Here is a 24,352-nt window from a genome sequence, read left to right on the forward strand (position 1 = left end):
TGTTGTCCTGGTCTTTTCTTTTAAATTTTAAACTTCATGAACATGCGATATTACAGCATTCTCCCCTCTTCTAAACATGCCACTTAATTAGCCTAAAATTTCCTCATAATTAATACTTGACTCTTTCATTAGAAAGATAGATAATACCTAAGTATTGATAAGAACTTAGAAAAAATATCCCAAAATAAACGAAAAAACAAATAAATAATGCGAGGAGGTATCGTGATGTTTTTATGCTCACGTCAAATTGACATTAATACAAGATTTGGCTTACCCCGTATCTTTTTTATTGCTGTTGTCACAACTATTATCACATTTTTAATCAGCTATGAAGTATTGATATTTTTATCCAATAAAGAGATCACAGACCGGTACTTTTTCGTGTTTCTAATAGCGGTGTTATTACTTTATCCAATTCATAAACTCATTCATTTAATTGTTTTAGCACCCTACTACAAACACTTTAAAAAGAAACGTCTTACTAAGCGACCATGGATACCTTTATATAACTTATATGTCAGTACGCCAGTGAATAAATATTTATTCTGCTTATGCTTAATTGCACCAGTTATCGTGATTACTGCAGCAAGTATTTATATGGCAACATTAATGCCGCAGTACGGTCATTATTTCATGTTCCTACTGTCACTAAACGCTGGTTTCTCTGTGATGGACTTTATGTATTTAAAATTGATCTTATTCTCAAATGAAGGCAGATACATTGAAGAACATTGCACAGGTTTTAATATCTTAAATAAATATGATATGCCGTTAGACACAAATTTTAATTAATGATACAAGCAGCACCTTGAACATGTTATTTTATGTTTAAGGTGCTTTTGTTTATCTCATTTTTAATACTTTAGTCTGAAGACAACAGTAATGAATTTGTATCAGATTCATATTATGGTATATTAACATTGTTATATTTTGAAAAAGGAGACTGCGTTATGAAATCATTAAAAAAAGTTATGATTCCAATTACAGCGAGTGCTGTGCTATTAAGTGCATGCGGGAATCATGCCACAGATTCTAAAGAAAACGTCTTAATATCTTCTAAAGCTGGAGATGTTAAAGTAGAAGATGTCATGAAAAAAATCGGTAAAGAACAAATCGCTAATAGTTCTTTTGAAATTTTGTTAGGCAAATTACTAGAGAAAAAATATGCTGACAAAGTTGATGATAAAGAAATTGATAAACAAATCAAAGATGAGCAAAAACAATATGGCGGTAAAGACCAATTTGAAAGTGCTCTAAAACAACAAGGTATGACACTAAAAGACTATAAGGAACAAAAGAAATTGCAAGCTTACCAAAAACAAATGTTAATGGATAAAGTTAAAGTTTCTGATAAAGAGCTTAAAGAAGACACTAAAAAAGCTTCTCATATCTTAATCAAAGTGAAATCTGATGATAAAGATAAAGAAGGTTTAAGTGATAAAGAAGCGAAAGCTAAAGCAGAGAAAATCCAAAAAGAAGTGAAGAAAAATCCTGATAAATTCGGAGAAATCGCTAAAAAAGAATCTATGGATGAAGCAAGTGCTAAAAAAGACGGCAGCTTAGATTATGTTATTAAAGGCCAAATGGTAAAACCATTTGATAAAGCACTATTCAAATTGAAAGATGGCGAAATCTCAGATGTCGTTAAATCAGATTATGGTTATCATATCATCAAAGCAGATCAACCAACTGATTTCTCATCAGAAAAAGATAAGTTGAAATCACAAATCATCCAAAATAAAGTTCAAAAAGATCCTAAGATTTTAGTAGAGGCTTACAAAGACTTACTAAAAGAATTTAACGTTGATTTCAAAGATAGAGATATTAAAAAAGCAGTCGAAGACTCTATCTTGAACCCTGACAAACTTAAACAACAGTCTCAAGGCGGCGAAGGTATGCAAACGCCTTAATAAGTCTTAAAGCTAAAATAAAGCTGAATTCCACTCGGAATTCAGCTTTTTATTGTTAAGAGATAGATTAATCTAAACTCTCTGGATTATAAAATTGTCTGTTTTCCATTGCAAATAAACGTTCAGTGAACTGTCCTTTTCTCGCTTTCTTGAAAGCTTTCTCAAACATATTCATTCTAGCATCGATATTATCGATGTACGTTAGAATTTCTGCTTCTTTCAGCATCGGTAATTTAGGTGAACCATATTCTAGTTTACCATGATGTGATAAAATCATATGTTTTAGCAACATCACTTCTTCACCTTCAATACCTAACTCTTCTGCAGCTTTTGTCACTTCTTCACTTGCGATAGAGATATGGCCTAATAAGTTACCTTCAACCGTATATGACGTTGCAACCGGTCCGCTTAACTCTTTAACTTTACCGATATCATGTAAAATCACGCCACTATATAACAAACTTTTATTTAACATCGGATAGATATCGCATAAACTTTTAGCTATCTTCAGCATCGTTAAAACATGATAACTTAAACCGCTCGCAAAGTTATGATGAAAGGAACTTGCAGCTGGAAAGACATAAAACGTGTCATGATGTTTTTTCAACATATGCCTTGTTAGACGTTGAAGTTTACTATTTTCAATTTCCAATAAAAAGTAATCAATTTGTTCTTTGATTTGATCTGGTGTTAACGGCGCACCATCAATGAAATCTTTAGCTGATAATCCATCAGCAGGTTCTGCTAATTTAAACTGATTTACTTTCATTTGTTTACGGCCACGATAATTAATCACATCGCCTTTAGCATGAATGATTGTTTCTGGTTTTAGGACTTCCATATCTTGCTTTGTTACTGTCCATACTTTAGCTTCAATTTCACCGCTTTTATCTTGTAAATACAAAGTCATATAGTCTTTGCCTTGCGCAGTAACACCCTGAGCAGCTCGATGGATTAAGAAAAAATGATCTACCGAATCTCCAGGTTGAAGCTTTTCTACATTTCTCATTTTTTGCCTCCTTCTTCTAGTTTTTCTAAAATAACTGTTTGTTTAGCAGGAATATTATTATCTTTTGAACATGTAAAGTATAAAATTTGATATTCTGCTGATAAAGATTTCAAGTAGTCTATCATAGCACCTTTACGATGCTTGTCAAAATGAACGAAGGCATCATCGATAATGATTGGCATTGAATAATAAGGTTTCAAAATTTTGATTAAGCTTAAACGCAAGGCAATGTATAACGCTTCTTTCGTTGATTGACTGATTTCATTTGGCTGATACATTTGACCATTACGATGTTTAACTCTGACATCCTCATTTTCATATGTGACTTGCGTATAATTATCATGCGTCAATTGTTTAAAGATTTCAGTAGCTTCATCAATGACTTGTGGTAAACGCTTATCTTTAATTTGTTTGATATGTGCATCTACTAACGCTTGTAAATAGCTGAGGCTTGCCCAATCTTTCGCATTTTCATTCATTTGATTTCTAAGCATATAGTAACGATGACGTAATTGCGTTAATGTATCATCCGTTTCCATATGTTTGATTTGTGCAGTTAAATCGCTGACTTCTGATTGTAACGTAAGATACTTATCATTATATTCATCAACTTGTGAAGATAATCTGTTATTTTCTTCTTCTAACTGTACTTTTGTTTTATCACTTAAATCAGATGCTTCATCGTACATCATATTTTGATTTTCTAAATATTTATTAAGATCTTGATATCTACTGTGATTATCTTTGTAAGTCACATAACGATGATGGTAACGATAATACGCTTCCTCATCTCCAACTTTCACAAAATCAAATAAGCTGTTAATAGATTGATTATGTTCATCTAAACGCTCATTCAACTGTTTCAGTTCATTAGTTAAAAGTTGGATGTCTTCATCATTGCGATTCCATCTTGTTTGATTTTCTTCTGCTTGTTTCAACCAACGATTTGTATCATGGAAGAGTGCAGCTGATTTAAAATCACTGATTTGATTTTTTGTCACTGCTTGCGCATGATCATAGAACGCATCAACTTCTGATTTCAATGCAGAATGTTGTTCTTGTAATTCAGAAACACGTTGTTTTAACGATTGAATACGTTCGATTGTTTTAATACCATCAATCAATAAATCATCTGACATTTTTTCTGAAACATGTAAATCAGCTTTGACTTCCTGAATATTTTGGTCAAAACGTTCATGATTTTGTTGTGCTTCTGCTAACTTATCTTCAGTCAACTCAATTTTAGAATTCAAAATACTGATAGATTTATCTACACTATGATGTTGATTTCTCAAGCGAGCTTGATCATCTAAATCAAAGTCTAAGTCATATTTATCTTCGAGTGCTGCATTCTCTTGTTCTAATTGTGAAATTTCATTAGAGAATGTTTCACTATGACCGATTTCTGATGACTTGAATAAAATCGCACCTACTATAAAGCCTACCGCAGCAACAGCGAAGATAATCGCAAATAAAAGTGCTTGCGTCGCAAATGAGAAGACTGCTAAACCAGCACTGACAATTGCTAATACAATAAAGATAATTCTTGTTGTTTTTTGTTTACGATTTCGTTCAGCCTGTTCTGAATCAAAAGCTTCTTTCATTTTTTGATAAAGATTTTTCTTTTCATTTAACTCAATGGACTTTTGATTATATTCTTTTTTCTTCTCAAATACTTCATCAGAAACGAGCGCATCTTCAACTTGTTGCTTTTCTTCTTCGTTGTTTGCTTGTTCTATTTGTTGTTCTTCTAAAGTACGTTCTAATTGAGTCATGTATGAGGCTTGATCTTGTTTCTTCACAATTTGCTTGCTGACGAAACTTTTCATACTTTCAGAAGTATCTATATTATCGTGATCTTCTTGCCAACCAATATTAGATTTAAGACCTTCGATTTCTCTTGATTTATCTTCAATCTCTTTATTCAGAGCTTGTAGTTGTGTTTCTTTTTGTTTAATGTCATTTTCTTGTTTAGCAATATTATTTAACGCATCGATATCAGATTGTTTCGGGACATCAATTTGTTCATTTTCTTGTTGTAACTGCGTTAATTTTTCTTGGCGTAGGCTGATATCTTTCTTCAACTGATCTCTACGTGCTTTAGATGCTTCATATCGCTCAATCCCTTGTTCTGGGAAGTCTAGCGGTTCGATGTTCAATTCATGCTCTAGTGCTTTCCATTCTTGCGCTTGATCTAATAATGCTAATTCTTTTTGTTTCGCTTCATGCATCTTAGATAATTGCATCAAGTTTTGTTGAAGATGATCTAAACGACGTTCAGCTTTATCTCTTTCATCAATCAGACTATGATAAGATTCCAATTCGCTTTCATGTGCTCTGATTTGGTTTTGTAAATCGTTTAATTGCTCTAATTGCTGATTAATGACAGGATTCTTCCCTGAACGTTTATATAACGCTGCTTTTTGTGCTTCTAATTGTTCTCTCATGGTTGTAAATTGCGTGGATCCTAAAGCACCTGCTTGCAACAAGTATTCTTGAAGTTGTTTCTCATCCATATTGCGATTGATATTTTGTAAACCTAAAACATCGAAAGAATAAATGCCTTTATATGTATTCTTGTCGATATAATTTAATTTATTTTGCAGCCATTCTTCATCACGGATACCGCCATTTTCAAGATAGACTTTAACATCACCTTGCGCTGCACCTTTCACACGTTCAACTTGGATTTCTTGTCCATCATCTAACTTCAAATAAAGCTTGCCGCCATATTGGTTACCTAATCTCGGTTCAAAACGCGGTTCGTTTTCTCTTTTAGTCGGAAAGCCGAATAAAATTGAATGGATAAAAGCTTGGATTGTTGATTTACCAGCTTCATTCTCACCATATATTTGTGTTAATGACTTATTAAATTTAATTGTTCTTTCAACGAACTTACCATAACCATATATATCTAATGCTAAAATCTTCATGATTGCTCACCTCTTAAACCTGACTTAAGCAATGCCTCTGCACGATTAATCAATTCTACCTTATCAAAGTCATCATAGTTATCTAAAAACTTAGTTGCTTTAGGATTTAGGTAAAGATCACTCATCGCATTTGTAAAAATTGCGTCATCAGCTTTCAATTCTTGAGAAAATTCATGCTCAAGTGGTCTTGTGTCATCATCTTTATAAGAAACAATTAAAGATTCAATAAACACGAAGTTATTTTCATTTTCTTCGTATTCTTTCAACATTGCTTCCACTTGCATTAAATCTTGAGAAGACACAGGCTCATCGCTATCAATCTCTAAATAAACTCTATAGATAGCTTTACCTTGTTTTCTGACTTGATTTTTAAATTTTTGTACCACATCATAAATGCCTTGCTTTGTTGTTTGTTTTGTTTCAATTTTAATTTCATCAAAACGAATAAAATGTGAAGGTACAAATTCAACATTTAATTTAAATTCGTCCCCTTCTACAAGTAGAAAACCTTTATCTCCCATTTCATTGAAATGACGGCCTTGTATATTACCAGGATAGTACGTCGGTGGCATATCATTAATTTGTTGACGTTCATGAATATGGCCGAGTGCCCAGTAATGATAAAGTTTAGAGTTTAAATCTTCTAATCGAAATTCAGTATAACGGTGCTTCGTAGAGGATTTGCTATAGGTACCATGCAGTACACCAATATGCAGGCCTTTCTCTCCTTGGCTAGAAGGATACTCATCTAATTTGTTTTCGTAACTTGCATGATCTTGATAACTGAAACCATGTAATAAAATCTTTTCACCATTCTTTGTAATGGTTTGATACGTCTCAACATTTTTATCAAACACTGAAACATTTTCTGGCCAGTCTGTTACAACACTATCTGATAGCGGATCATGATTTCCATGACACATATACACAAATATCTGCTCTTTCTTTAAGCGTTCAAATTGTTCTTTTAAAAATACTTCAGCTCTTAACGTACGGTTATGATCATCAAAGACATCACCGGCTATGACGATAAAATCAACTTCTTCTTGTAATGCGAAATTAACAAGTGTCTTAAAACTTTCATACGTACTCTTTTTCACATCTTCATAAATGTTTTCACTTAAATGGCTATGCGTTTTAAACGGGCTATCTAGGTGTAAATCTGCACAATGAATAAATTTCACCATATATAGTAAGCTCCTTTTTCATATAATCCAAATTCTATATAAATTATGTAAATTCAATTGATTTGTAATCAAAGTATCATCTTATTTTACCATAGTCGCCTGCTATGCGTCTAAAGAACACAGATAACAAAAACATGAAAAAACTGCCGGGTGAAGTCACCCGACAGTTAAAATGTCTAATTATTATTGTTCGCCTTCAGCGTAAACTTCATCTAAAGGTTTTACGATGATTTGGTTGATTTCTTGGAAAACTTGGCTCATTTGTTGTTCAGCTTGCATTAATTCAGCAATGTTTTCGTCTTTTTCAATTGCTTGTGCTTGCTCTTGAGCTTTTTGTAAGTCTTCTTCTTCGATTTGTTGTCCTTGCATTTGCATTTGTTGGAATTTCAATTGTGTTTCACGGAACTCATCGAATAACTTTTTAGATTCTTCGTTAGCTTTAACTTTGTCATAAGCATCTTTAATTGCTTGATACTCATTGCTTTCTCTTAAAGCCTCTTCTAATTTTTGTGCTTGTTCTTTTAAATCTACTGCCATTTCAAATTCACTCCTATAAGTTATTGTTTTACTACGTCGTCAATAAACATAACATAAATATATAACAGTGTCGAAACATTTACCCAATTTCTTATTAACTGCCACTAATCACATTCCCAACACGATTCATTTTAAACGAATAATGCAATAATACCTTGGAAACAACCAATAATTCCTCCAAGTAAGAACCCGAGCATCATAATTAATTTTAATTCCTTATTCGCAATTTCAATAATCAATCGTTCAATATAGTCTAGGTCGAATGAATTGATTTGTTCTTCAACAATCGCACTTAAATTGACTTGTTTCATAATTGATGAAATATGCTCCGCTGCTTTATTTACAATTAAATCGGTAATAAAGCTTGCAGCATGTGCTTGAGCATACTGTACTAAGCCAGGTGCTAATTCAGAAATTGGTTGGTTCGCTTTATGAGGGATATCGATATACGCCATCATAATTGGAATCATTTTATCTTTGATATTTGTAAATTGCGCTTGTGATAAGACTTGATTCAAGTGTTTACCTTTTAATGTTTGGTATTCATTTCTAATCAACTGTGCTGCAATTTGACGTGCTTTCGGATGATTTGTTAAACGAATCAATTCCACTTGAATACGCTCAGCAATGCTCGCTCTTGTCATAAACATCTCAAGCAAGCCGACAATTTTACCTTTCTCCTCAAAGAAAGTATCTAACATATTATAGATATCTTGTTCCCCTTTTTGAGAAGACAAATAGATGCGTGCACGATCACACAGTAATGGTGTTAAACTTTCGACTTTCTCATCTATCTCCGCTTCCAATGCCTCAGGTATTAAAGTGCGCAATTCGGATTGACCATGTTCTTGATAGTATTGTTGCAACTTATCTTCAATCAGTTGCTGAACCTTTTGCTGCGCTGCTGTTTCAAAATCTATATCTAATGATTGCGCAAAGTTTTGCAAAGTTGCACGATCACTGCTTAGTTTATTGATTTGCTGTGAAATAAATCCTTCAATTGCTTGTCTTGCACTCGCTGAACTGATTTTTTCTTTAATCAGTGCTTCAGTAATTAAATGTTCTTCAATAACGCGACCAATTTTATTCGCGATTTCTTCTCTACGTTTAGGTACTAATCCAGGTGTAAATGGAATACGCCACTTTCCGATATGATAAGCTTTTTGCGGATGGAATAACATTTTAATCGCAATGATATTCGTAACACCGCCAATAATTGCGCCAATTACAATCATAAATAATATGACGAAAAATGCGTGCATAATTTTTTATCTCCTTTTCAATCACTCGTAGGTTTAATATTACAATATATCTCTTTACATTCACAATTCAGATGTTTCTAAACGCAAAAAAAGATTGATGGAATAACGCCATCAATCTTTTAAGTAAAGTCATACATGGGATAAAAAGTGTATCAACCTCTATTAGAGATTCTGTTATCACTTATTTATCGTATTGAATTAAGCATGTACTAATTCATCTTTAGAGATTCTTCCGAAATATGTTTCAGCTTCTCTTAATTTAGAAGTACCAAAAATAGGTTGTTTGTTTTGATTTAATACACGGTAGATTTCACTGACTTTATTACTTTGCAGGATAAATCCATTTTTAGAATCTAATGTATTCCAGTAGATATCACTTGTTGTGGCATGTTTAGGATATGCACAGTGATTTCTAGAAATTGTTTGGACGATTTCAAGGGGGTCACATCCAAAAGTACTATTTAAGACATCAGAGTCTCTGAATAAAGCGCAAATTGAAACACATGTAGTCCAGTTTGGTAAAACGCGTTCTTTCTCAATTTGTACGAGTGTTTTCTTTGATAGTCCGATTGTTTGAGCCATCGTATCTTGAGTGTAGCCCGCTTCTATTCTCACCATCTTGAACTTAGTTTGAATTAAATCTGTAAAACTTTGTCTGTCCATTATTACTCTACCTTTCTATTGTGTAATCTTTCCGTACGCAAGAAATTGCAATAATACACAATTCTTGAAACACAAATTACATCTTAATACAAAATGCGAAAAATTAAAAGAGCGAATTTTGCTTTTATGACGTATTTTGATAAAGCCGAAATTGTCTAAATAATCAAACACGTCATAAATTATATATTTGCCAATTCCTTACATTTTAACGGAATTGGTTACGCTTGATCTGGTGGTTTTATACCCTTATTCTATTATGGCGAAAATTTGCGATATTTCAAGTGATTTTTACATTTTAAGTTAATTTTACCTTAAAGTAGAAATATTCTTTTCACAGTTAAGTCATATTTTCACAAAATAAAAAAAGACCGAGACGTTGCTAGAACATCTCAATCCCCTGTCATATACTATGAACTGATTGCTTTTCTATCTTCTTGCTTAGAAATCATAAATGCACATGCTGCATCCCCTGTAATATTTACAGCTGTACGTGTCATGTCTAAGAGTCGGTCAATACCAATAATAATACCAATTGCGGCAGGATTTAAATCAACAGCTGTAAGTACCATTGCTAACATAATTAATCCTACTCCAGGCACCCCTGCTGTACCGATACTTGCAATGACCGCAATCACAATCACTGTTAAAATTTGTAAGATTGTTAGTTGCGCACCTGAAATTTGTGCGATAAAGACGGTTGCAACCCCCTGCATGATAGCAGTACCATCCATATTGATAGTTGCACCAAGCGGTTGTACAAACGACGCAATAGCTGGTCGTACCCCCATTTTCTTGGTACATTCCATTGAAACTGGCAGTGCCGCATTAGAACTTGAACCGCCGAAACCAATCGTAATCGCTGGAATAAATCCTTTAAAGAATTTGATTGGGCTGTCTTTAGCGATAAATTTGATTGTACCGCCATAAATTAAGAAGAAATGTAGAATTAAAGCAGCTAATACAACAATGAAGTATAAACCTAGTTGTTTGATTGCACCAAGTCCAGCTCCTGTAAATGCATGTGCTACTAAACAGAACGTTCCAATCGGCGCAAACACACGCATAATCATTGAAATAATATACATCAGTATCTCGTTAAATTGTTCAAAAAACTGTCGGACGACTAAAGCTTTATCGCCTAATACCATCATCCCGATCCCAATGAAAATCGAGAACGTAATCACTTGCAACATATTACCTTGAGTCATCGATTCAATTGGATTTTTTGGAAACAGATTGATTAAAGTTTGATCAAAAGTTTGATTTGCCGGTGCTTCTGCCCCTTCACTTTGTTTATCTAACGTTTTTTGATATGAAGCTACCTCGGTACTTTTCATTAAGTCTGAATGGCCTGCACCTGGTTTTACCACTAATGCCAATACAATCGCAATTGTAATCGCAATCGCTGTCGTACATAAGAAAAACACTAGTGTTTTTAAGCCGATACCGCCTAATAATTTCGGATCACCGACACCAACTACCCCTAATACAATCGATACAAATACGACTGGTACTACGAGCATAAAGATTAAGTTTAGAAATATTTGACCTACTGTGTTAAAGAAATATTGGTCTACCCCTTTTACTAAACTTGTGTCTGCATAAATGTCGCAAATGGATCCGATAATAATCCCTGCTACAAGTGCAATGACAATGTTCATTGTTAACTTTTTACTCTTCATATGTCTCATCCCCCTTTGTATAGTTCTATTATAGTCTAATTTTACATAAATAGTAAATATACATTTTATTGTGCTGTTTTTTCACAAAATAAAAAAACGTATATGAAAGTTATTAGACTAACCTTTCAAATACGTTTAATGTTGAATTAGATAAGTTTATTTTCCATTGCATAAATAGCAGCTTGTGTACGATCACTGACTTGTAATTTAGAGAAAATGTGACTGACATGTGTTTTAATCGTTTTTTCAGAGACATATAAAGCTTCAGCGATTTCGCGGTTCGTTTTACCTTTTGCCATTTCTTTTAAGACGTCTTTTTCACGATTAGAGAGTTTATTGACATGATGCGGTTTTTTCGCTACATCTTCCATCACTTTTTGTACTTCAGGGTGTATGATTTTTTCTCCTTGCAAAACTTTATGTATAGATGTAATTAGTTGCTCAGGCTCGACATCTTTCATTTCATATCCGTCTGCCCCTTTATTAATTGCTGAAATCACATGTTCATCATCCGCATAACTGGTTAACACTAATATTTTGATTTCAGGATAATGTGATTTAAGATATTCTGTCACTTCAATACCATTCATCTCAGGCATTACTAAATCAAGCAGTACAATATCAGGATGTTGTCCACTTTGTTCTAATTCAGCTATAAATGCCTTGCCGTTCGCAAAAGAACCTTGTACAGCTAAATCATCAATGGTTGAAATCAAAAATTCCAAACCTTGACGTACAATGTAATGATCATCTATCAAAACGACTTGATTCATGTTTTGTCTCCTTCTCTGTTTGAGTCAATGGTACACTTAAGCGTATTGTTGTCCCTTGTCCCAATTTAGAATTTATCTCCATTTTTCCTTGTATTTGTTTGATACGTTGACGCATATTATAAATACCATGGGAGGTTTGGTCAATCCAGTCAGGATTAAATCCAGCGCCCTTATCTGAGATTACCATATCAAACTTATTTTCATGTTGATGCAAGAGTACATGTGCATGATTCGTTTGTGCATGCTTTTTAATATTATTCATCGCTTCTTGCAATATACGATAACTATGCTCTTCAACACTGCTAGACAAGTCAATAAGGCCTTCTACTTCTATGTCTGGCTGAATGCCAATTAAATGACTGTATTGTTTTAATGCACTCACTAGACCATGTTCTAACCCGATTGGTTTTAACTGCCAAATCAAAGCTCTCATTTCATTTACAGCCTGTTGACTTGTAGTCTCAATTGTTTCGAAAGCTTTCTTCGCTACAGGTTCTTCTGTCATACCATGTGCTGCATGTGCAGTTAGCTTCAATGAAAATAACATCTGATTGACAGAGTCATGTAAATCACGTGCCAGTCGGTTTCGTTCGTTCAAACGTGCCGCTTCTTTCTCTTTATTCGTTAATTCAATACGCTTAATCGTAGAACCGATTTGAAATGCAACAGATTCTAATAGTTCTAAATCTTCTTCTGAATACTTTACTGTATCAGGAGAAGCTACATTTAATAAACCAAATCGTTCATTACCTGAACGTAGCGGAACGGTCGCATGATGTGTAATGCCTCCAGATTCATCAGCGTATTCTTGATTTGCGGCACTGATTCTTGAACAATGAATAATATTAGAGGCTTTCATCAACTTTTCACTGTGATAAGCTTGTACACACCAACAAGTGCCTTCTCGCATACTTTGGCAATCATGTTTCGTTAAAGAACGTGGTAATTGGTAATCAGCTGCCATTTCATGTTCTCCGGCTTCATTGATGAAGAAAATCCAGCCTGTTGTAAATGCACTGCCTTCAATGAGCAGCTTTAATGCGCCATGCATCATAGTATAAATTTCTGTTTCTTCATTCAGATATTCTGCAATTTCTTTTAATAATGCCAAACGTGTCGGTTTAACCACAGTGTTCACCTCTCTTATCTATAATCTATTTTTATTATACCGATTCAATCTCTATAACGATAGCATTCCACTTGCACACGCAACTATCACAACGCAGAATATGTTATGATATTAAGTAATAATCGAGGAGGAAGTTATGGAATTTAAAGTACCTGAACAATATAACGGCTATACATTAAGAGAAATTTTCCAAGATGTGAAATTACCGAAGAAAGAACTGCATCAATTAAATATGTCAAAAGCCATTACCATTAATCAAGAACCTGCACAGCTTTCAGCAAAAGTGCAACAAGGAGATCAAGTGTTTGTCCCGACTCCAGATGAAACAAGTAATTATTTACCAAGTTACCGTTACGCAGATGTCTATTATGAAGACGCAGACATTGCGATTATCAAAAAGCCTAAAGGGGTAAAAACACATCCTAACGACTTAAAAGAAAGCAATACATTGATGAATCATGTCATATATACACTTGATAGTGATTATGCAGAACCTATTCATCGCCTAGACCAAGAAACAGTCGGTTTACTGATTGTGGCGAAAAATCCATTGATGAAAAAATTACTAGATCGCATGTTAGAGGAAAATCAAATATCACGTATTTATAAAGCAGTAGTTAAAAGCTTACTACCGCTTAAACCGCAAACTATCGATAAACCTATCGGTAAAGACAAGTTTCACCCTAACCGCAGACGTGTTTCACCGACGGGTCAACAAGCCATCACTCATATCTTAGATGCACATATGTTAAAAGAAAATGAATGTGAACTGGATATTAAATTGGACACAGGACGTACACATCAAATCCGTGTACATTTAGCCGCAATCGGCCATCCAGTTATTGGAGATCCTTTATATGGTGATTCTAAATTACGTCAATTACGTTTACACAGTCATAAAATTGAATTTGTACATCCGTTAACGAAAGAAAAGATTTCTGTTTCATTGGATGACAAAAAATAATGGAGAAGGCAAATGCCCTCTCCATTTTTGTTTACTTAATTTTAATTTATCTTTTGATAATTGATTATTCTTTTGGTTCAACCATGTTTTCTGGTTTGATCCACTCATCAAATTGTTCTTCTGTTAAATAGCCAGAATCAATAGCTGATTGTTTTAGTGTAATACCTTGTTTGTGTGCGTTTTTCGCAATTTTAGCTGATTTTTCATAACCGATATGTGGGTTTAAAGCAGTTACTAACATTAATGAACGGTTTAGATACTGATCGATATTTTCTTCGATTGGTTCAATACCTTGCGCACAGTTTTCATCAAATGTACGCATACCGTCTGCGAGTAAATAGATAGATTGTAATGTGTTGTCCATGATTACTGGTTTGAATACGTTTAGTTCAAAGTTACCTTGAGAAGCGGCAATGCCAACTACTGTATCGTTACCCATTACTTGTACAGAAACCATTGTTAACATTTCACATTGTGTCGGGTTAACTTTACCAGGCATGATTGAAGAACCTGGTTCGTTCTCAGGAATGCTGATTTCAGCTAATCCAGCTCTTGGACCAGATGCTAACCAACGAATGTCATTTGCGATTTTCATTAAATCAGCTGCTAAAGCTTTTAATGAACCATGCAATTGAACCACTTCATCATGTGCTGTTAATGCATGGAATTTATTTTCAGAAGATACAAATGGATAGCCTGTATTTTCTTTAATATTCGCAGCAACCATATCACCGAATTTAGGGTGTGCGTTAATACCTGTACCTACTGCAGTACCGCCGATTGCTAAACTTAATAAATGCGCTTTAGATTCACCTAATAATTGGTCGCATTTATCTAGCATATAACGCCAACCACTGATTTCTTGACCTAAGCGAATTGGTGTCGCATCTTGTAAATGTGTACGACCAATTTTGATAATGTCATGGAAATCTTTTTCTTTTTTCGCAAATGTATCACGTAATTGTTTTAATGCTGGTTCTAAGTTTGCTTCAATTTCATGATATAACGCAACATGCATTGCAGTTGGGAAAGTATCATTAGAACTTTGTGATTTATTCACGTCATCATTTGGATGTACTGTTTCTTCACTGACATGTTTTTTCAAGTAATCGTTAGCTACATAGCTGACTACTTCGTTAACGTTCATATTACTTTGCGTTCCGCTTCCTGTTTGCCATACAACAAGTGGGAAGTGTTCATCGAGTTCCCCTTTAATTACACGATCGCACGCAAAGACAATTGCGTCTTTTTTCGCTTCACTTAATTTACCTAATTCAAAGTTAGCTAATGCTGCTGCACGTTTTAATTGTGCAAAGCCGTATACCACTTCAATCGGCATACGCTCTTTACCTACTGGGAAATTACGTTTACTTCTTTCAGTTTGTGCACCCCAGAACTTATCACCAGGTACTTCAATTTCTCCGAATGTATCATGTTCAATTCTTACTGACATTTGACTTGTCTCCCCTTTATGATTGGTATTTATCATAAGTATAGCATTAAATGTTTTTAAATTAAATCTCTATATAGTTAACGCTTTCATGTCTGACTATGACTTAAAAACGTATTAAAAAAAAGAGCCTAGTGAGCTAGACTCCTTATATATTCATATTATTTAGTTTCAACACTTTTAAAGTGAAGTTTAACAGCTTTAATAACCGCAACAGCAGTTAAAATATATAAAATAATACTGATTACTAATAAAATAGGACTGATGTTAATCAATGTTCCTAAAAAGCCCGTTAAACTGTTATAAAAATCACCTAAAGGCTTAAATAAAATAAATGTAATCGCAATACAACAAATCACACTGATAATGACACCTTTTTGGTTACTCTTGATAAACATTTGCGGATCTCGTTGACTTACTAATCCTTCAGATAAATTCATTTGTAGTTTGACTACACGAAAGAGTACTGGTAAATATAGTGCGCCTAACGCAATTGGAAAACCTTTGATAGATAACAATCCAAAAATTACAGTAGCTAACATTAAGAGTTTCCAATGTTTATGTAGATTTTGCATGGAAATGTTCCTTTCTGAAATTACTCATTCAACAAAATAATAAAGGAAATACACTCTGAATACAAATTAAAATCCGAGTTATGTTTCAATTCATCAACATAACTCGGAATTATTGATAATGCATTATTCAGCTTAAGCGAAGCGTTCAGTGAAGTACTGACGCACATCCTCTGGTAAACCAGCTGCTGCTGCTTCATCTAAAATAACATTCACCATACGGTGTGCTTTTAAATCAGATGGTACATAGCTTGAGTTGCCATTTTCGTTATATAATTTGTTCACTAAGTCAGCTTTTTCAGCACCAGTGACAACTAAAATAACTTCACGAGCAGGCATTACACCTGATTTTACCGCAACATCTAGGTTGCCTTTATCATTAATAGTTAAAACTTGTAATGTGAATTTAGCTTTATTTTCTTTAGACTTAATGTTTTCTTCGATAAAATCAACGACACCATCGTTATATGATAATTCATAAACTTGTGAATCTGGTACACCAAGTGTTTGGTAGTATGATTTGTTGTCATCATAATCTAAAATGTTGATTTGACTGAAATCAACTGGGTGACGCAACACGTTTTGTTTTAAGTCTTCTAAAACAGGCGCGTTGTCATCTGCTAGATGCACACCCATGATTGTTGTCGGATTATTATTAAATGTCTTTCTGATAATATCTGCAGAATAGCGTGCAGCTTTATCTGCAGTTGGAAAAACCTTAAAGTTCATTGCCATAATGTACACTCCTCTAATTATTCTCAGTTCGTATATCACTTCGATTGCTACATTATTTACCCTGTTCTTAAAAGAAGTAAACGCAATAGATACACGTATTAGTTAATTCTATTATACCTGTTTCATTAATTGATTTCACTCAAACCCAAATATCCATTAATGTAAATGTGGATAATTCTGTTGTCTCAATGCTTCATAGACTAAGATTGCGGCTGTATTAGATAGGTTTAATGAACGAATATGATCGTTCATCGGAATTCTTAATGCTGTTTCAGCATATTTTTCTTTTACCCAATCTGGTAACCCTGTCGTTTCACGCCCAAATACAAAATAATGATCTTCATCAGAATTTGAATAATCAAAATCAGTAAAGGTCGTTTGACCGAATTTAGTTATGAGATAATAATGTCCATCAGTTTTCTCAAAAAACTCTTCAATACTTTCATAATAAGTAATATTCACATGCACCCAGTAATCTAGGCCAGCACGTTTCAGCATTTTATCATCTGTACTGAACCCTAGGGGTTTAATTAGATGTAAATGTGCATCTGTACCTGCACATGTTCTAGCTATGTTCCCTGTATTTGCAGGAATTTGGGGTTGATATAATACGACATGGTTTGTCATGTTACTTAATTCCTCTTTTCTAATCCTTTTAACATTTCTTCTTGTACTTCATCTAATTCATCGGCGAGATGTGCTTCGATAAAATCACGTTCATCCTCACCTGCAATTTGGCCAATTGCCCAGTAAGCAGTTGCCCGAATCATCGGTCTTGGATCATTTAACGCTACTTCTTTTAGTTCTGGCAATGCAGCTGTTTCATTAAAGTGTGCTAATGCGATAATCGCATTACGTTGGATTGGTTTCTTACCTCTCCAAGCACCTGCTAAATGTCCATACGTATTCTTAAATTCTTTATTACTCATTTGTAGTAAAGGAATTAAACGTGGTTTTAATATTTCAGGTTCTAAAACGATATCATCGTGTTCTGTGTTAATCCCCCTATTTTTAGGACACACTTGCTGACACGTATCGCAACCATATAGACGATTGCCGATTTTATAGCGATATTCATCTGGTAAATAACCTTTTGTTTGAGTCAGGAATGAAATACATTTCTGACTGTTTAATTGTCCGTTCCCAACTAATGCACCAGTTGGACAACGGTCAACACAAATCGTACAATCTCCACAACTGTCGAGTAATGGGTCGTCTGGCTCAAATGGAATACTGACTAACATTTCACCTAAATAGGTCCATGTCCCTAAGTCAGGGTTGATAACAAAGCCATTTCTTCCTGTAAAACCTAATCCGGCACGTTCAGCCACAGCACGATCTGATAATACACCTGTATCTACCATTGATAACATTTCTACATCAGGTACGCGTGACTTGATATACTCACCTAATTTATCCAAGCGTTTTCGCATGATTGTATGATAATCCTGTCCCCATGAAGCACGCGCAAACATCCCTCTACGATCGCCTCGAACACTTTTCGGTGCACCCTTCAATTTGTTTGGGTAACCTACTGCGATAGCAATAATGGATCTTGCAGTCGGCATAGACAACTTAGGATTCACTCTTAATTCAATATCTGATTCCTCAAAACCAGATGCATATCCTTTGGCATGATAGTCCACTAACTTTTGTTTAAGCTCATCAAATGGATCAGCAGTTGTAAAACCGATACTGTCTATCCCGATTTGATGGGCATATTCAATAATATCTTTTTTTAATTGTTTATTATCCACCATAATGCCTCCATATCCATGGTCCATTTTGTATTTTAACACACAATACATAGATACAAGTTAAATTTTCTTCAAAAATTAAAGCTGATACCTTTCTGTAGATATCAGCTTGTTGATAATTATTAATGAATTTTTGTGCCGACGGGTTGTCCATCAAAATACTGTCTCATAATATTCTCTTCATAACCTGGCGCAATCACGATTTCTTTAACGCCTGCACTAAGTGCTTTCGATGCGTCTTTCAACTTTGGAATCATATCATCACTAATCATCTTAGAGTTGATTAATTTGTCTAATTCAGAAAGTTGAATATCAGAAATAACCTCACCTTGATTTTGTACACCTGGTATATCACTTAAAATGATTAAAGGTGATTGTAATGTTGCGGCAATTTTATAGGAAAGTGTTTCTGCATTAATACTATAAAATTGATTATGATAGCGACCGATAGAAGCAACGACTGGAATATAATTCGTGCAAAGTTGTTGAAACACTTCTCGATTGATATTTTCTGGTTCGGCTACGAAACCTAGTTCTTTAGAAATAGGACGACAATCAAATATTGGAAAATAAGCCCCGTTAATCCCAATGAAATTTTGTGCAACTTCATTTGCTTCTTCCACTACGTCAACATTGACTTTGCATAATAAAGTATTGGCTATAATATTTAAGGTTGGAAGATTGATTTTCCTAATGCCATTGATATATTCCGCTTCAATACCATTTTCTTTTAATGCTTCATTTACCTTCGGACCGCCATCATGCACAATAATTGGATACAGTCCGTTACTTCTAAGATCAGCAATTTGTTTAAATGTCGTAGATGCTAATTGATTGATAATACTACCACTGATTTTTATAACAATGAATTTCATGAATCAATCACTTTTATCCCTTTCTCTAGTTGAATGACATATACCTATACATATCTTTTAAACTGGTTTAAAAAGTTAACTCCATAATCTATTTTGATTTTTGTTAATCAGTAAACATAATATCTTTATAATTGAGGTATAGAAATGTGTCTTTTACTGGGTGATATGTTTTATAAAGTGATGCATATATTTAAGCATCACAGCAAGAAGATGATGAAATAACTAATTTAGTTTAAAAGGGTCATTGCTCTAAACAATAACGTTATATTCATCATCATGGCTGCTTGCTGTTCGTTATAATACACGTTTTAAAAATTGTTGCGTTCTTTCATTTTGCGGATTACCGAAAATTTGTGAAGGCGTACCTGCTTCAGCTACAATGCCATCTGCCATAAATACCACTTTGTCACTGACATCACGCGCAAACTGCATTTCGTGTGTTACCACAACCATGGTCATGCCTTCTTTCGCAAGTTCTTTCATAACTTGAAGCACATCTCCAACTACTTCTGGATCAAGTGCAGAAGTCGGTTCATCAAAGAGTAATACATCTGGATGCATTGCCAACGCTCTAGCAATCGCAACCCTTTGTTTCTGACCTCCTGATAATTGTGCTGGATAACTATTTCCTTTATCTGATAAACCTACTTTATCTAAAAGTTCTTGTGCTTCTTGTTTTAAACTTGTTGAATCTGTATGTTTTAGTAACTTCGGTGCTAACATGATATTCTCTAAGACGGTTTTATGCGGAAATAAATTGAAGTTTTGAAAAACCATGCCCATTTTTTGGCGTAATTCATTTACTTTCACATCTTCACCTAAAATATTAGTACCTTCAAAGTTAATTTCTCCGCCATCTGGTTGCTCTAAAAGATTAATACATCTTAATAAAGTACTTTTACCTCCACCAGATGGTCCTATAATCGCCACTACTTCTCCTGCGTTAATTTCTAGTTCAATGTCTTTTAAAACTTCATTACTGCCGAAGTTTTTCTTTAAATGTTTAATATTAATCACTGACTTTCAGTCTCCCTTCAAAGAAGTTCATGACTCTTGATAATACAAAGGTCAATACAAAGTAAAGAATTGCTGCTACAAGTAATGGCGTAAATGGATCAAAAGATGCACCTTGGACAACTTGGGCATTAAACATAATCTCACTGACACCGATAACTGACACAATAGATGATTCTTTAATAACTGTCACAAACTCATTACCTAATGCTGGTAAAATATTTTTAATTGCTTGAGGTAAAATAATTGTTTTCATTGTTTGGCCATAGCTTAAACCTAAACTTCTGGCTGCTTCTGTTTGGCCTTTATCAACAGCGTTAATACCCGCTCTGATTATTTCTGCAATATATGCAGCACAGTTGATAACCATCGCAATCATACCGCAAATTAGCGCTGAGATATCCCAACCCAATACAGCAGTTGTACCGAAGAACACTAAGAATACTTGTACAAGTAATGGTGTACCTCTGATAAATTCAATGTATACAGAAGCTAACCATTTTAAAGGTTTTATTGAACTTAATTTCATTAAAGCGAAGAATGCGCCAAATAAAGCACCAAATACTACACCGACTATAGAAATTAAAATTGTATTTTTAATACCTGTTAAAAAGAATGAACCGTACTTAGTAAAAAAGTTTCCTTCTTCTTCCATAGATTGTGCTGCGATATCTTTATATTTCGGAATCAAGTTTTGATCTTTTACATCTTTAACTGATTTGTTTACTTGCGCTAGTAATACCGGCGCATTTTTAGGTATCGCAATTGAATTATCTTTATCAGGTTCATGGAATTTAACTTTCGCAAATCCTAATTCAGGATTTTGTTGTAAGTAAGCCTCTGCTACAGGTCTTTCAATAATTGCACCATCTACTTTGCCGCTTTTTAAAGACATGATTGCTTCTGGTAGACGTGTTAACGAGTGAACATCAGCATTTTCAATTTCTGTTTTTGCTAACTGCTCTTGAGTCGTTTGTTTTTGTGCTGCGATTCTTTTATTGTCAAAATCACGTAATGATTTATATTTATCGATCTCAGTTTTTTTAACAATGATGGATTGTCCAGACTTCATATAAAAATCTGAGAAGTCTACTTCTTTTTTACGTTCTGGTGTTGGTGTCATTCCAGAAATAATCATATCGATTTTTCCTGTTTTCAAAGCACCTAGTAAACTATCAAATGACATGTTTTCAATTTTTAGCTTTAGATGATTGTCTTTAGCAATTTTCTTAGCTAATTCAACGTCAATGCCGACATATTCTCGTTTTCCATTTTTCGAAGATTCGAATTCATATGGCGCATAGTCAGCAGATAGTCCTACTCTTAATTCCCCTCTTTGTTTAATCTTTTCCCATACGGGGTCTTGTGCCTCAGCATTTGCCTTTAAATTAAATAGCGGTAAAATGATGCCGAGTAAAAATACCGTACATATGAATACTTTAATTATGTTTAATGCTTTATGTTGTATCATAGCGATGTCCTCCTTAACTTATGGAATTATTATACATATAGTTGTATCAATATGCAATAGGTATTTTTAAATTTTCTGAAAACTTGAGTTACTCATATAAAAAACTGCATAAAAATAGCCTTGTTCGGATTTGAACAAGGCCAAAGATTTATTGTTTAGGTATATCAAATTTATAAATTTCATTGTTATAACCTGGTAAAATTCTCTTACATACTTGATGGATAATAAAACCAGAAACAAATGGGATGATAAAGTAACCAAATGCTAATAATACAATATTTGTAAATGAATCGCCTTCCATTCGGTTAAACGCATTGATCGGGCCTACAAGTCCTGTATAGCCAAATCCTGCTGACATTGGTGTTCCTTGGATGCCGATAAAGTATGCTACAAGACCAGCAACTAAACCATTTAAAGCTAATGGTACTGCGATAATCAAATGTTTGAAATATACAGGAATCATCATTTTAGCTGCACCAATGATCAATACGATATTGACACCTGCTTTATTGACTGGCAACGAGCCCCAAATGAATGTTACACATGCTGCAACGATACCTAAGTTTGCTGCACCACTGCCTAAGCCTGATAACGAAATGGCAGTCGCAATCGCTACCAATGAAATTGGCGTAACCATTAACAAAGCATAAGTCATTGCGATTAATATACTCATCAATAATGGATTTAATTCCGTAAATGAATGAATCATCGCACCTAATGCTTTAGTGATATGAGATACAAATGGTAAAATCATTAAACCGATAAAACCAGAAACGACAGGAATCACTACAGGTAAAATGATCATTTCAAGTGAACCTAATTTACCACTTAAAAGCAATACAAGCACACATGCAATCATCACAACGATAATGATATTGATAATATCCCCAATACCTTTTAAAGCTAAGCCTTTCGAAGTGAATTGTACTGCACCAGAACCTATCATTGCAGAAGTTCCTATCATGACAGCAGACGGACCGCTGAATTTAAATTGATGTGCCGCTAAGACACCTATAATAAACGCCATAAAAGATTGTATTGCTATAACGATTTGAAAAATTAATTCTAAATAATGATTTCCATTCATGAAAAACTTAAGGATTTCACCTAGTAATGCGTTCGGTAACAAAGCAACTACAACGCCTGCACCTACCGCATTCAATATGTTACTAAAAAATACTTTTGTGTTTAACTCTGATTTAGCCATAAGATGTAAATTTATCCTCCGTTCTTTAACTATTGCTTTTATTCTATAATAATTCTATCAAAGCAACAATACGAAAAACGGAACAAAGGTAACATAAAGTTACATATGCATATCAAATCATATATTTAATAAGTATAGTTAATGCGCTTTCTATATAACTTTTTAAATTTTTGTATCAGATAATTAAAAACAACTTCACTTCTAGAATGGAATAAACAAGGTAATTCTTGAATATCTTAAAAGTCCAGACTATACATCAACAGATATTACTTTACGTCAATATAGTCATTGCTTTAATGAAAAAGTTTGAAACAGTCAATGTAAGCCTTTAAATATAACTAGTTATTTATAATCAATAACTATGATCAAAATATCTATTAACAATACTATAAGTGTCCATAACGTGACCAAAATTATATATTTAAACGTTACTTAGTATATAAAAAAAGAGTAGAAACCTTGATATATCAAGAATTCTACTCTTAAAACATTAAAAATGTTTCTATTTCAGTACCGGCGGCCGGGATCGAACCGGCACTCCATCAGCTGGAACGGGATTTTGAGTCCCGCGCGTCTGCCAATTCCGCCACGCCGGCATAATATGGAGCGGAAGATAGGATTTACACCTATACCTCGTTCCGGGAAGGAACGTGTTCTAAGAGTTGAACTACTCCCGCATAAAATAAAAAATGGAGCGGAAAATAGGATTTACACCTATACCTCGTTCCGGGAAGGAACGTGTTCTAAGAGTTGAACTATTCCCGCATAAAATAAAAAATATGGAGCGGAAGATAGGATTTGCACCTATACCTCGTTCCGGGAAGGAACGTGTTCTAAAAGTTGAACTACTCCCGCATAATTCATGGAGGCGGCAACCGGATTTGAACCGGTGAATAAAGGTTTTGCAGACCTTGGCCTTACCACTTGGCTATGCCGCCAAAAGTAACTGGGCTAACTGGATTCGAACCAGTGAGTGACGGAGTCAAAGTCCGTTGCCTTACCGCTTGGCTATAGCCCATTAATAATAAAGGGCGACTGATGGGAATCGAACCCACGAATGTCGGAACCACAATCCGATGTGTTAACCACTTCACCACAGTCGCCATGGCAGGGGCAGTAGGAATCGAACCCACATCAAAGGTTTTGGAGACCTCTATTCTACCGTTGAACTATGCCCCTATTAAAATAAGATGGTGGAGGGGGGCAGATTCGAACTGCCGAA

Annotated in this window: 21 protein-coding genes and 8 tRNA genes; 3 read left to right on the plus strand and 26 right to left on the minus strand. The window is 34.3% G+C overall.

Annotated features, from left to right (window positions below; translation table 11 throughout):
- Positions 1 to 225 precede the first annotated feature (225 nt).
- Positions 226 to 792: a DUF3267 domain-containing protein gene (locus tag HMPREF2937_RS05885; protein ID WP_070848420.1), complete on the plus strand. Its 567-nt coding sequence runs from the start codon at positions 226 to 228 to the stop codon at positions 790 to 792.
- A 158-nt stretch (positions 793 to 950) separates the two neighbouring features.
- Entirely contained in the window at positions 951 to 1,910 is a 960-nt protein-coding gene (locus HMPREF2937_RS05890; protein ID WP_002481283.1) for a peptidylprolyl isomerase PrsA, read from the plus strand.
- Between the two features lie 67 nt (positions 1,911 to 1,977).
- On the opposite strand, the gene yhaM is transcribed toward HMPREF2937_RS05890, so the two are convergent.
- The 9 genes from yhaM to HMPREF2937_RS05935 form a co-directional block, all read right to left on the minus strand.
- A complete protein-coding gene (gene yhaM, locus HMPREF2937_RS05895) occupies positions 1,978 to 2,919 on the minus strand; it encodes a 3'-5' exoribonuclease YhaM (RefSeq protein ID WP_023016255.1) in 942 nt (313 codons plus the stop codon).
- Entirely contained in the window at positions 2,916 to 5,852 is a 2,937-nt protein-coding gene (locus tag HMPREF2937_RS05900; protein WP_070864209.1) for an AAA family ATPase, read from the minus strand. Before HMPREF2937_RS05900 ends, yhaM begins: the two co-directional genes overlap by 4 nt.
- A complete protein-coding gene (locus HMPREF2937_RS05905; RefSeq protein ID WP_002481286.1) occupies positions 5,849 to 7,039 on the minus strand; it encodes a metallophosphoesterase family protein in 1,191 nt (396 codons plus the stop codon). The genes HMPREF2937_RS05900 and HMPREF2937_RS05905 overlap by 4 nt, the downstream gene beginning before the upstream one ends.
- 183 nt (positions 7,040 to 7,222) lie before the next feature.
- Complete coding sequence (locus HMPREF2937_RS05910; RefSeq protein ID WP_002481287.1) at positions 7,223 to 7,576, minus strand: YlbF/YmcA family competence regulator; 354 nt, start codon at positions 7,574 to 7,576, stop codon at positions 7,223 to 7,225.
- A 131-nt stretch (positions 7,577 to 7,707) separates the two neighbouring features.
- Positions 7,708 to 8,838, minus strand: a complete 1,131-nt coding sequence (locus HMPREF2937_RS05915; RefSeq protein ID WP_070864210.1) for a DUF445 domain-containing protein — start codon at positions 8,836 to 8,838, stop codon at positions 7,708 to 7,710.
- A 198-nt stretch (positions 8,839 to 9,036) separates the two neighbouring features.
- Positions 9,037 to 9,501 (minus strand): XRE family transcriptional regulator XdrA, encoded by a 465-nt coding sequence (locus tag HMPREF2937_RS05920; RefSeq protein WP_002481289.1) that lies wholly within the window; start codon positions 9,499 to 9,501, stop codon positions 9,037 to 9,039.
- Between the two features lie 407 nt (positions 9,502 to 9,908).
- Positions 9,909 to 11,183, minus strand: coding sequence for a dicarboxylate/amino acid:cation symporter (locus tag HMPREF2937_RS05925; RefSeq protein WP_002481290.1), 1,275 nt, complete (start codon positions 11,181 to 11,183; stop codon positions 9,909 to 9,911).
- A 146-nt stretch (positions 11,184 to 11,329) separates the two neighbouring features.
- Positions 11,330 to 11,956 (minus strand): response regulator, encoded by a 627-nt coding sequence (locus HMPREF2937_RS05930; protein WP_023016258.1) that lies wholly within the window; start codon positions 11,954 to 11,956, stop codon positions 11,330 to 11,332.
- Complete coding sequence (locus tag HMPREF2937_RS05935) at positions 11,931 to 13,085, minus strand: GAF domain-containing sensor histidine kinase (RefSeq protein WP_002481292.1); 1,155 nt, start codon at positions 13,083 to 13,085, stop codon at positions 11,931 to 11,933. The genes HMPREF2937_RS05930 and HMPREF2937_RS05935 overlap by 26 nt, the downstream gene beginning before the upstream one ends.
- Before the next feature lie 136 nt (positions 13,086 to 13,221).
- On the opposite strand from HMPREF2937_RS05935, the gene HMPREF2937_RS05940 reads away from it, so the two are divergent.
- A complete protein-coding gene (locus HMPREF2937_RS05940; protein ID WP_070848422.1) occupies positions 13,222 to 14,049 on the plus strand; it encodes an RluA family pseudouridine synthase in 828 nt (275 codons plus the stop codon).
- 64 nt (positions 14,050 to 14,113) lie between these two features.
- On the opposite strand, the gene fumC is transcribed toward HMPREF2937_RS05940, so the two are convergent.
- The 17 genes from fumC to HMPREF2937_RS06015 all read right to left on the minus strand — a co-directional run bounded on the left by fumC (position 14,114) and on the right by HMPREF2937_RS06015 (position 24,309).
- Positions 14,114 to 15,502 (minus strand): class II fumarate hydratase, encoded by a 1,389-nt coding sequence (gene fumC / locus HMPREF2937_RS05945; protein WP_070864211.1) that lies wholly within the window; start codon positions 15,500 to 15,502, stop codon positions 14,114 to 14,116.
- Positions 15,503 to 15,660: 158 nt separating this feature from the next.
- Entirely contained in the window at positions 15,661 to 16,074 is a 414-nt protein-coding gene (locus tag HMPREF2937_RS05950) for a hypothetical protein (RefSeq protein ID WP_002481295.1), read from the minus strand.
- A gap of 132 nt (positions 16,075 to 16,206) precedes the next feature.
- Positions 16,207 to 16,806, minus strand: a complete 600-nt coding sequence (locus HMPREF2937_RS05955) for a 6-phosphogluconolactonase (protein ID WP_002481296.1) — start codon at positions 16,804 to 16,806, stop codon at positions 16,207 to 16,209.
- 156 nt (positions 16,807 to 16,962) lie between these two features.
- Positions 16,963 to 17,433 carry a tRNA (uridine(34)/cytosine(34)/5-carboxymethylaminomethyluridine(34)-2'-O)-methyltransferase TrmL gene (gene trmL, locus HMPREF2937_RS05960; RefSeq protein ID WP_002481297.1) on the minus strand — a complete coding sequence of 157 codons (471 nt, stop codon included), beginning with the start codon at positions 17,431 to 17,433 and terminating at the stop codon, positions 16,963 to 16,965.
- A 5-nt stretch (positions 17,434 to 17,438) separates the two neighbouring features.
- Positions 17,439 to 18,563 (minus strand): tRNA epoxyqueuosine(34) reductase QueG, encoded by a 1,125-nt coding sequence (gene queG, locus HMPREF2937_RS05965; protein ID WP_060804856.1) that lies wholly within the window; start codon positions 18,561 to 18,563, stop codon positions 17,439 to 17,441.
- Positions 18,564 to 18,685: 122 nt separating this feature from the next.
- Positions 18,686 to 19,438 (minus strand): acetylglutamate kinase, encoded by a 753-nt coding sequence (gene argB / locus HMPREF2937_RS05970; protein WP_070864212.1) that lies wholly within the window; start codon positions 19,436 to 19,438, stop codon positions 18,686 to 18,688.
- A 294-nt stretch (positions 19,439 to 19,732) separates the two neighbouring features.
- A complete protein-coding gene (locus HMPREF2937_RS05975) occupies positions 19,733 to 20,455 on the minus strand; it encodes an amino acid ABC transporter ATP-binding protein (protein WP_070864213.1) in 723 nt (240 codons plus the stop codon).
- On the minus strand, positions 20,448 to 21,923 hold the full coding sequence (locus HMPREF2937_RS05980) for an ABC transporter substrate-binding protein/permease (protein ID WP_070864214.1): 1,476 nt from the start codon (positions 21,921 to 21,923) through the stop codon (positions 20,448 to 20,450). The genes HMPREF2937_RS05975 and HMPREF2937_RS05980 overlap by 8 nt, the downstream gene beginning before the upstream one ends.
- A 148-nt stretch (positions 21,924 to 22,071) precedes the next feature.
- The gene (locus HMPREF2937_RS05985; RefSeq protein WP_002481302.1) at positions 22,072 to 23,130 is read right to left on the minus strand and encodes a PTS sugar transporter subunit IIC; all 1,059 of its coding nucleotides are present in this window, start codon (positions 23,128 to 23,130) and stop codon (positions 22,072 to 22,074) included.
- A 511-nt stretch (positions 23,131 to 23,641) separates the two neighbouring features.
- A tRNA-Leu gene (locus HMPREF2937_RS05990) sits at positions 23,642 to 23,726 on the minus strand.
- 6 nt (positions 23,727 to 23,732) lie between these two features.
- Positions 23,733 to 23,807 (minus strand) — tRNA-Gly (locus HMPREF2937_RS13665).
- 13 nt (positions 23,808 to 23,820) lie between these two features.
- Positions 23,821 to 23,895: transfer RNA gene (locus HMPREF2937_RS13670), tRNA-Gly, on the minus strand.
- Between the two features lie 15 nt (positions 23,896 to 23,910).
- Positions 23,911 to 23,985 (minus strand) — tRNA-Gly (locus HMPREF2937_RS05995).
- 8 nt (positions 23,986 to 23,993) lie between these two features.
- A tRNA-Cys gene (locus tag HMPREF2937_RS06000) sits at positions 23,994 to 24,068 on the minus strand.
- Between the two features lie 8 nt (positions 24,069 to 24,076).
- A tRNA-Gln gene (locus HMPREF2937_RS06005) sits at positions 24,077 to 24,148 on the minus strand.
- A gap of 12 nt (positions 24,149 to 24,160) precedes the next feature.
- A tRNA-His gene (locus HMPREF2937_RS06010) sits at positions 24,161 to 24,233 on the minus strand.
- A gap of 2 nt (positions 24,234 to 24,235) precedes the next feature.
- Positions 24,236 to 24,309 (minus strand) — tRNA-Trp (locus tag HMPREF2937_RS06015).
- Positions 24,310 to 24,352 lie beyond the last annotated feature (43 nt).

The organism is Staphylococcus sp. HMSC061G12, assembly GCF_001838465.1.
Taxonomy (GTDB): Bacteria; Bacillota; Bacilli; order Staphylococcales; family Staphylococcaceae; genus Staphylococcus; species Staphylococcus simulans.

Excerpts from the sequence above, each read along its gene's own strand:
- HMPREF2937_RS05885 (WP_070848420.1), top strand. The coding sequence starts at position 226 with ATGTTTTTATGCTCACGTCAAATTGACATTAATACAAGATTTGGCTTA.
- HMPREF2937_RS05890 (WP_002481283.1), top strand. The coding sequence starts at position 951 with ATGAAATCATTAAAAAAAGTTATGATTCCAATTACAGCGAGTGCTGTG.
- yhaM (WP_023016255.1), bottom strand. The coding sequence starts at position 2,919 with ATGAGAAATGTAGAAAAGCTTCAACCTGGAGATTCGGTAGATCATTTT.
- HMPREF2937_RS05900 (WP_070864209.1), bottom strand. The coding sequence starts at position 5,852 with ATGAAGATTTTAGCATTAGATATATATGGTTATGGTAAGTTCGTTGAA.
- HMPREF2937_RS05905 (WP_002481286.1), bottom strand. The coding sequence starts at position 7,039 with ATGGTGAAATTTATTCATTGTGCAGATTTACACCTAGATAGCCCGTTT.
- HMPREF2937_RS05910 (WP_002481287.1), bottom strand. The coding sequence starts at position 7,576 with ATGGCAGTAGATTTAAAAGAACAAGCACAAAAATTAGAAGAGGCTTTA.
- HMPREF2937_RS05915 (WP_070864210.1), bottom strand. The coding sequence starts at position 8,838 with ATGCACGCATTTTTCGTCATATTATTTATGATTGTAATTGGCGCAATT.
- HMPREF2937_RS05920 (WP_002481289.1), bottom strand. The coding sequence starts at position 9,501 with ATGGACAGACAAAGTTTTACAGATTTAATTCAAACTAAGTTCAAGATG.
- HMPREF2937_RS05925 (WP_002481290.1), bottom strand. The coding sequence starts at position 11,183 with ATGAAGAGTAAAAAGTTAACAATGAACATTGTCATTGCACTTGTAGCA.
- HMPREF2937_RS05930 (WP_023016258.1), bottom strand. The coding sequence starts at position 11,956 with ATGAATCAAGTCGTTTTGATAGATGATCATTACATTGTACGTCAAGGT.
- HMPREF2937_RS05940 (WP_070848422.1), top strand. The coding sequence starts at position 13,222 with ATGGAATTTAAAGTACCTGAACAATATAACGGCTATACATTAAGAGAA.
- fumC (WP_070864211.1), bottom strand. The coding sequence starts at position 15,502 with ATGTCAGTAAGAATTGAACATGATACATTCGGAGAAATTGAAGTACCT.
- HMPREF2937_RS05950 (WP_002481295.1), bottom strand. The coding sequence starts at position 16,074 with ATGCAAAATCTACATAAACATTGGAAACTCTTAATGTTAGCTACTGTA.
- HMPREF2937_RS05955 (WP_002481296.1), bottom strand. The coding sequence starts at position 16,806 with ATGGCAATGAACTTTAAGGTTTTTCCAACTGCAGATAAAGCTGCACGC.
- trmL (WP_002481297.1), bottom strand. The coding sequence starts at position 17,433 with ATGACAAACCATGTCGTATTATATCAACCCCAAATTCCTGCAAATACA.
- argB (WP_070864212.1), bottom strand. The coding sequence starts at position 19,438 with ATGAAATTCATTGTTATAAAAATCAGTGGTAGTATTATCAATCAATTA.
- HMPREF2937_RS05980 (WP_070864214.1), bottom strand. The coding sequence starts at position 21,923 with ATGATACAACATAAAGCATTAAACATAATTAAAGTATTCATATGTACG.
- HMPREF2937_RS05985 (WP_002481302.1), bottom strand. The coding sequence starts at position 23,130 with ATGGCTAAATCAGAGTTAAACACAAAAGTATTTTTTAGTAACATATTG.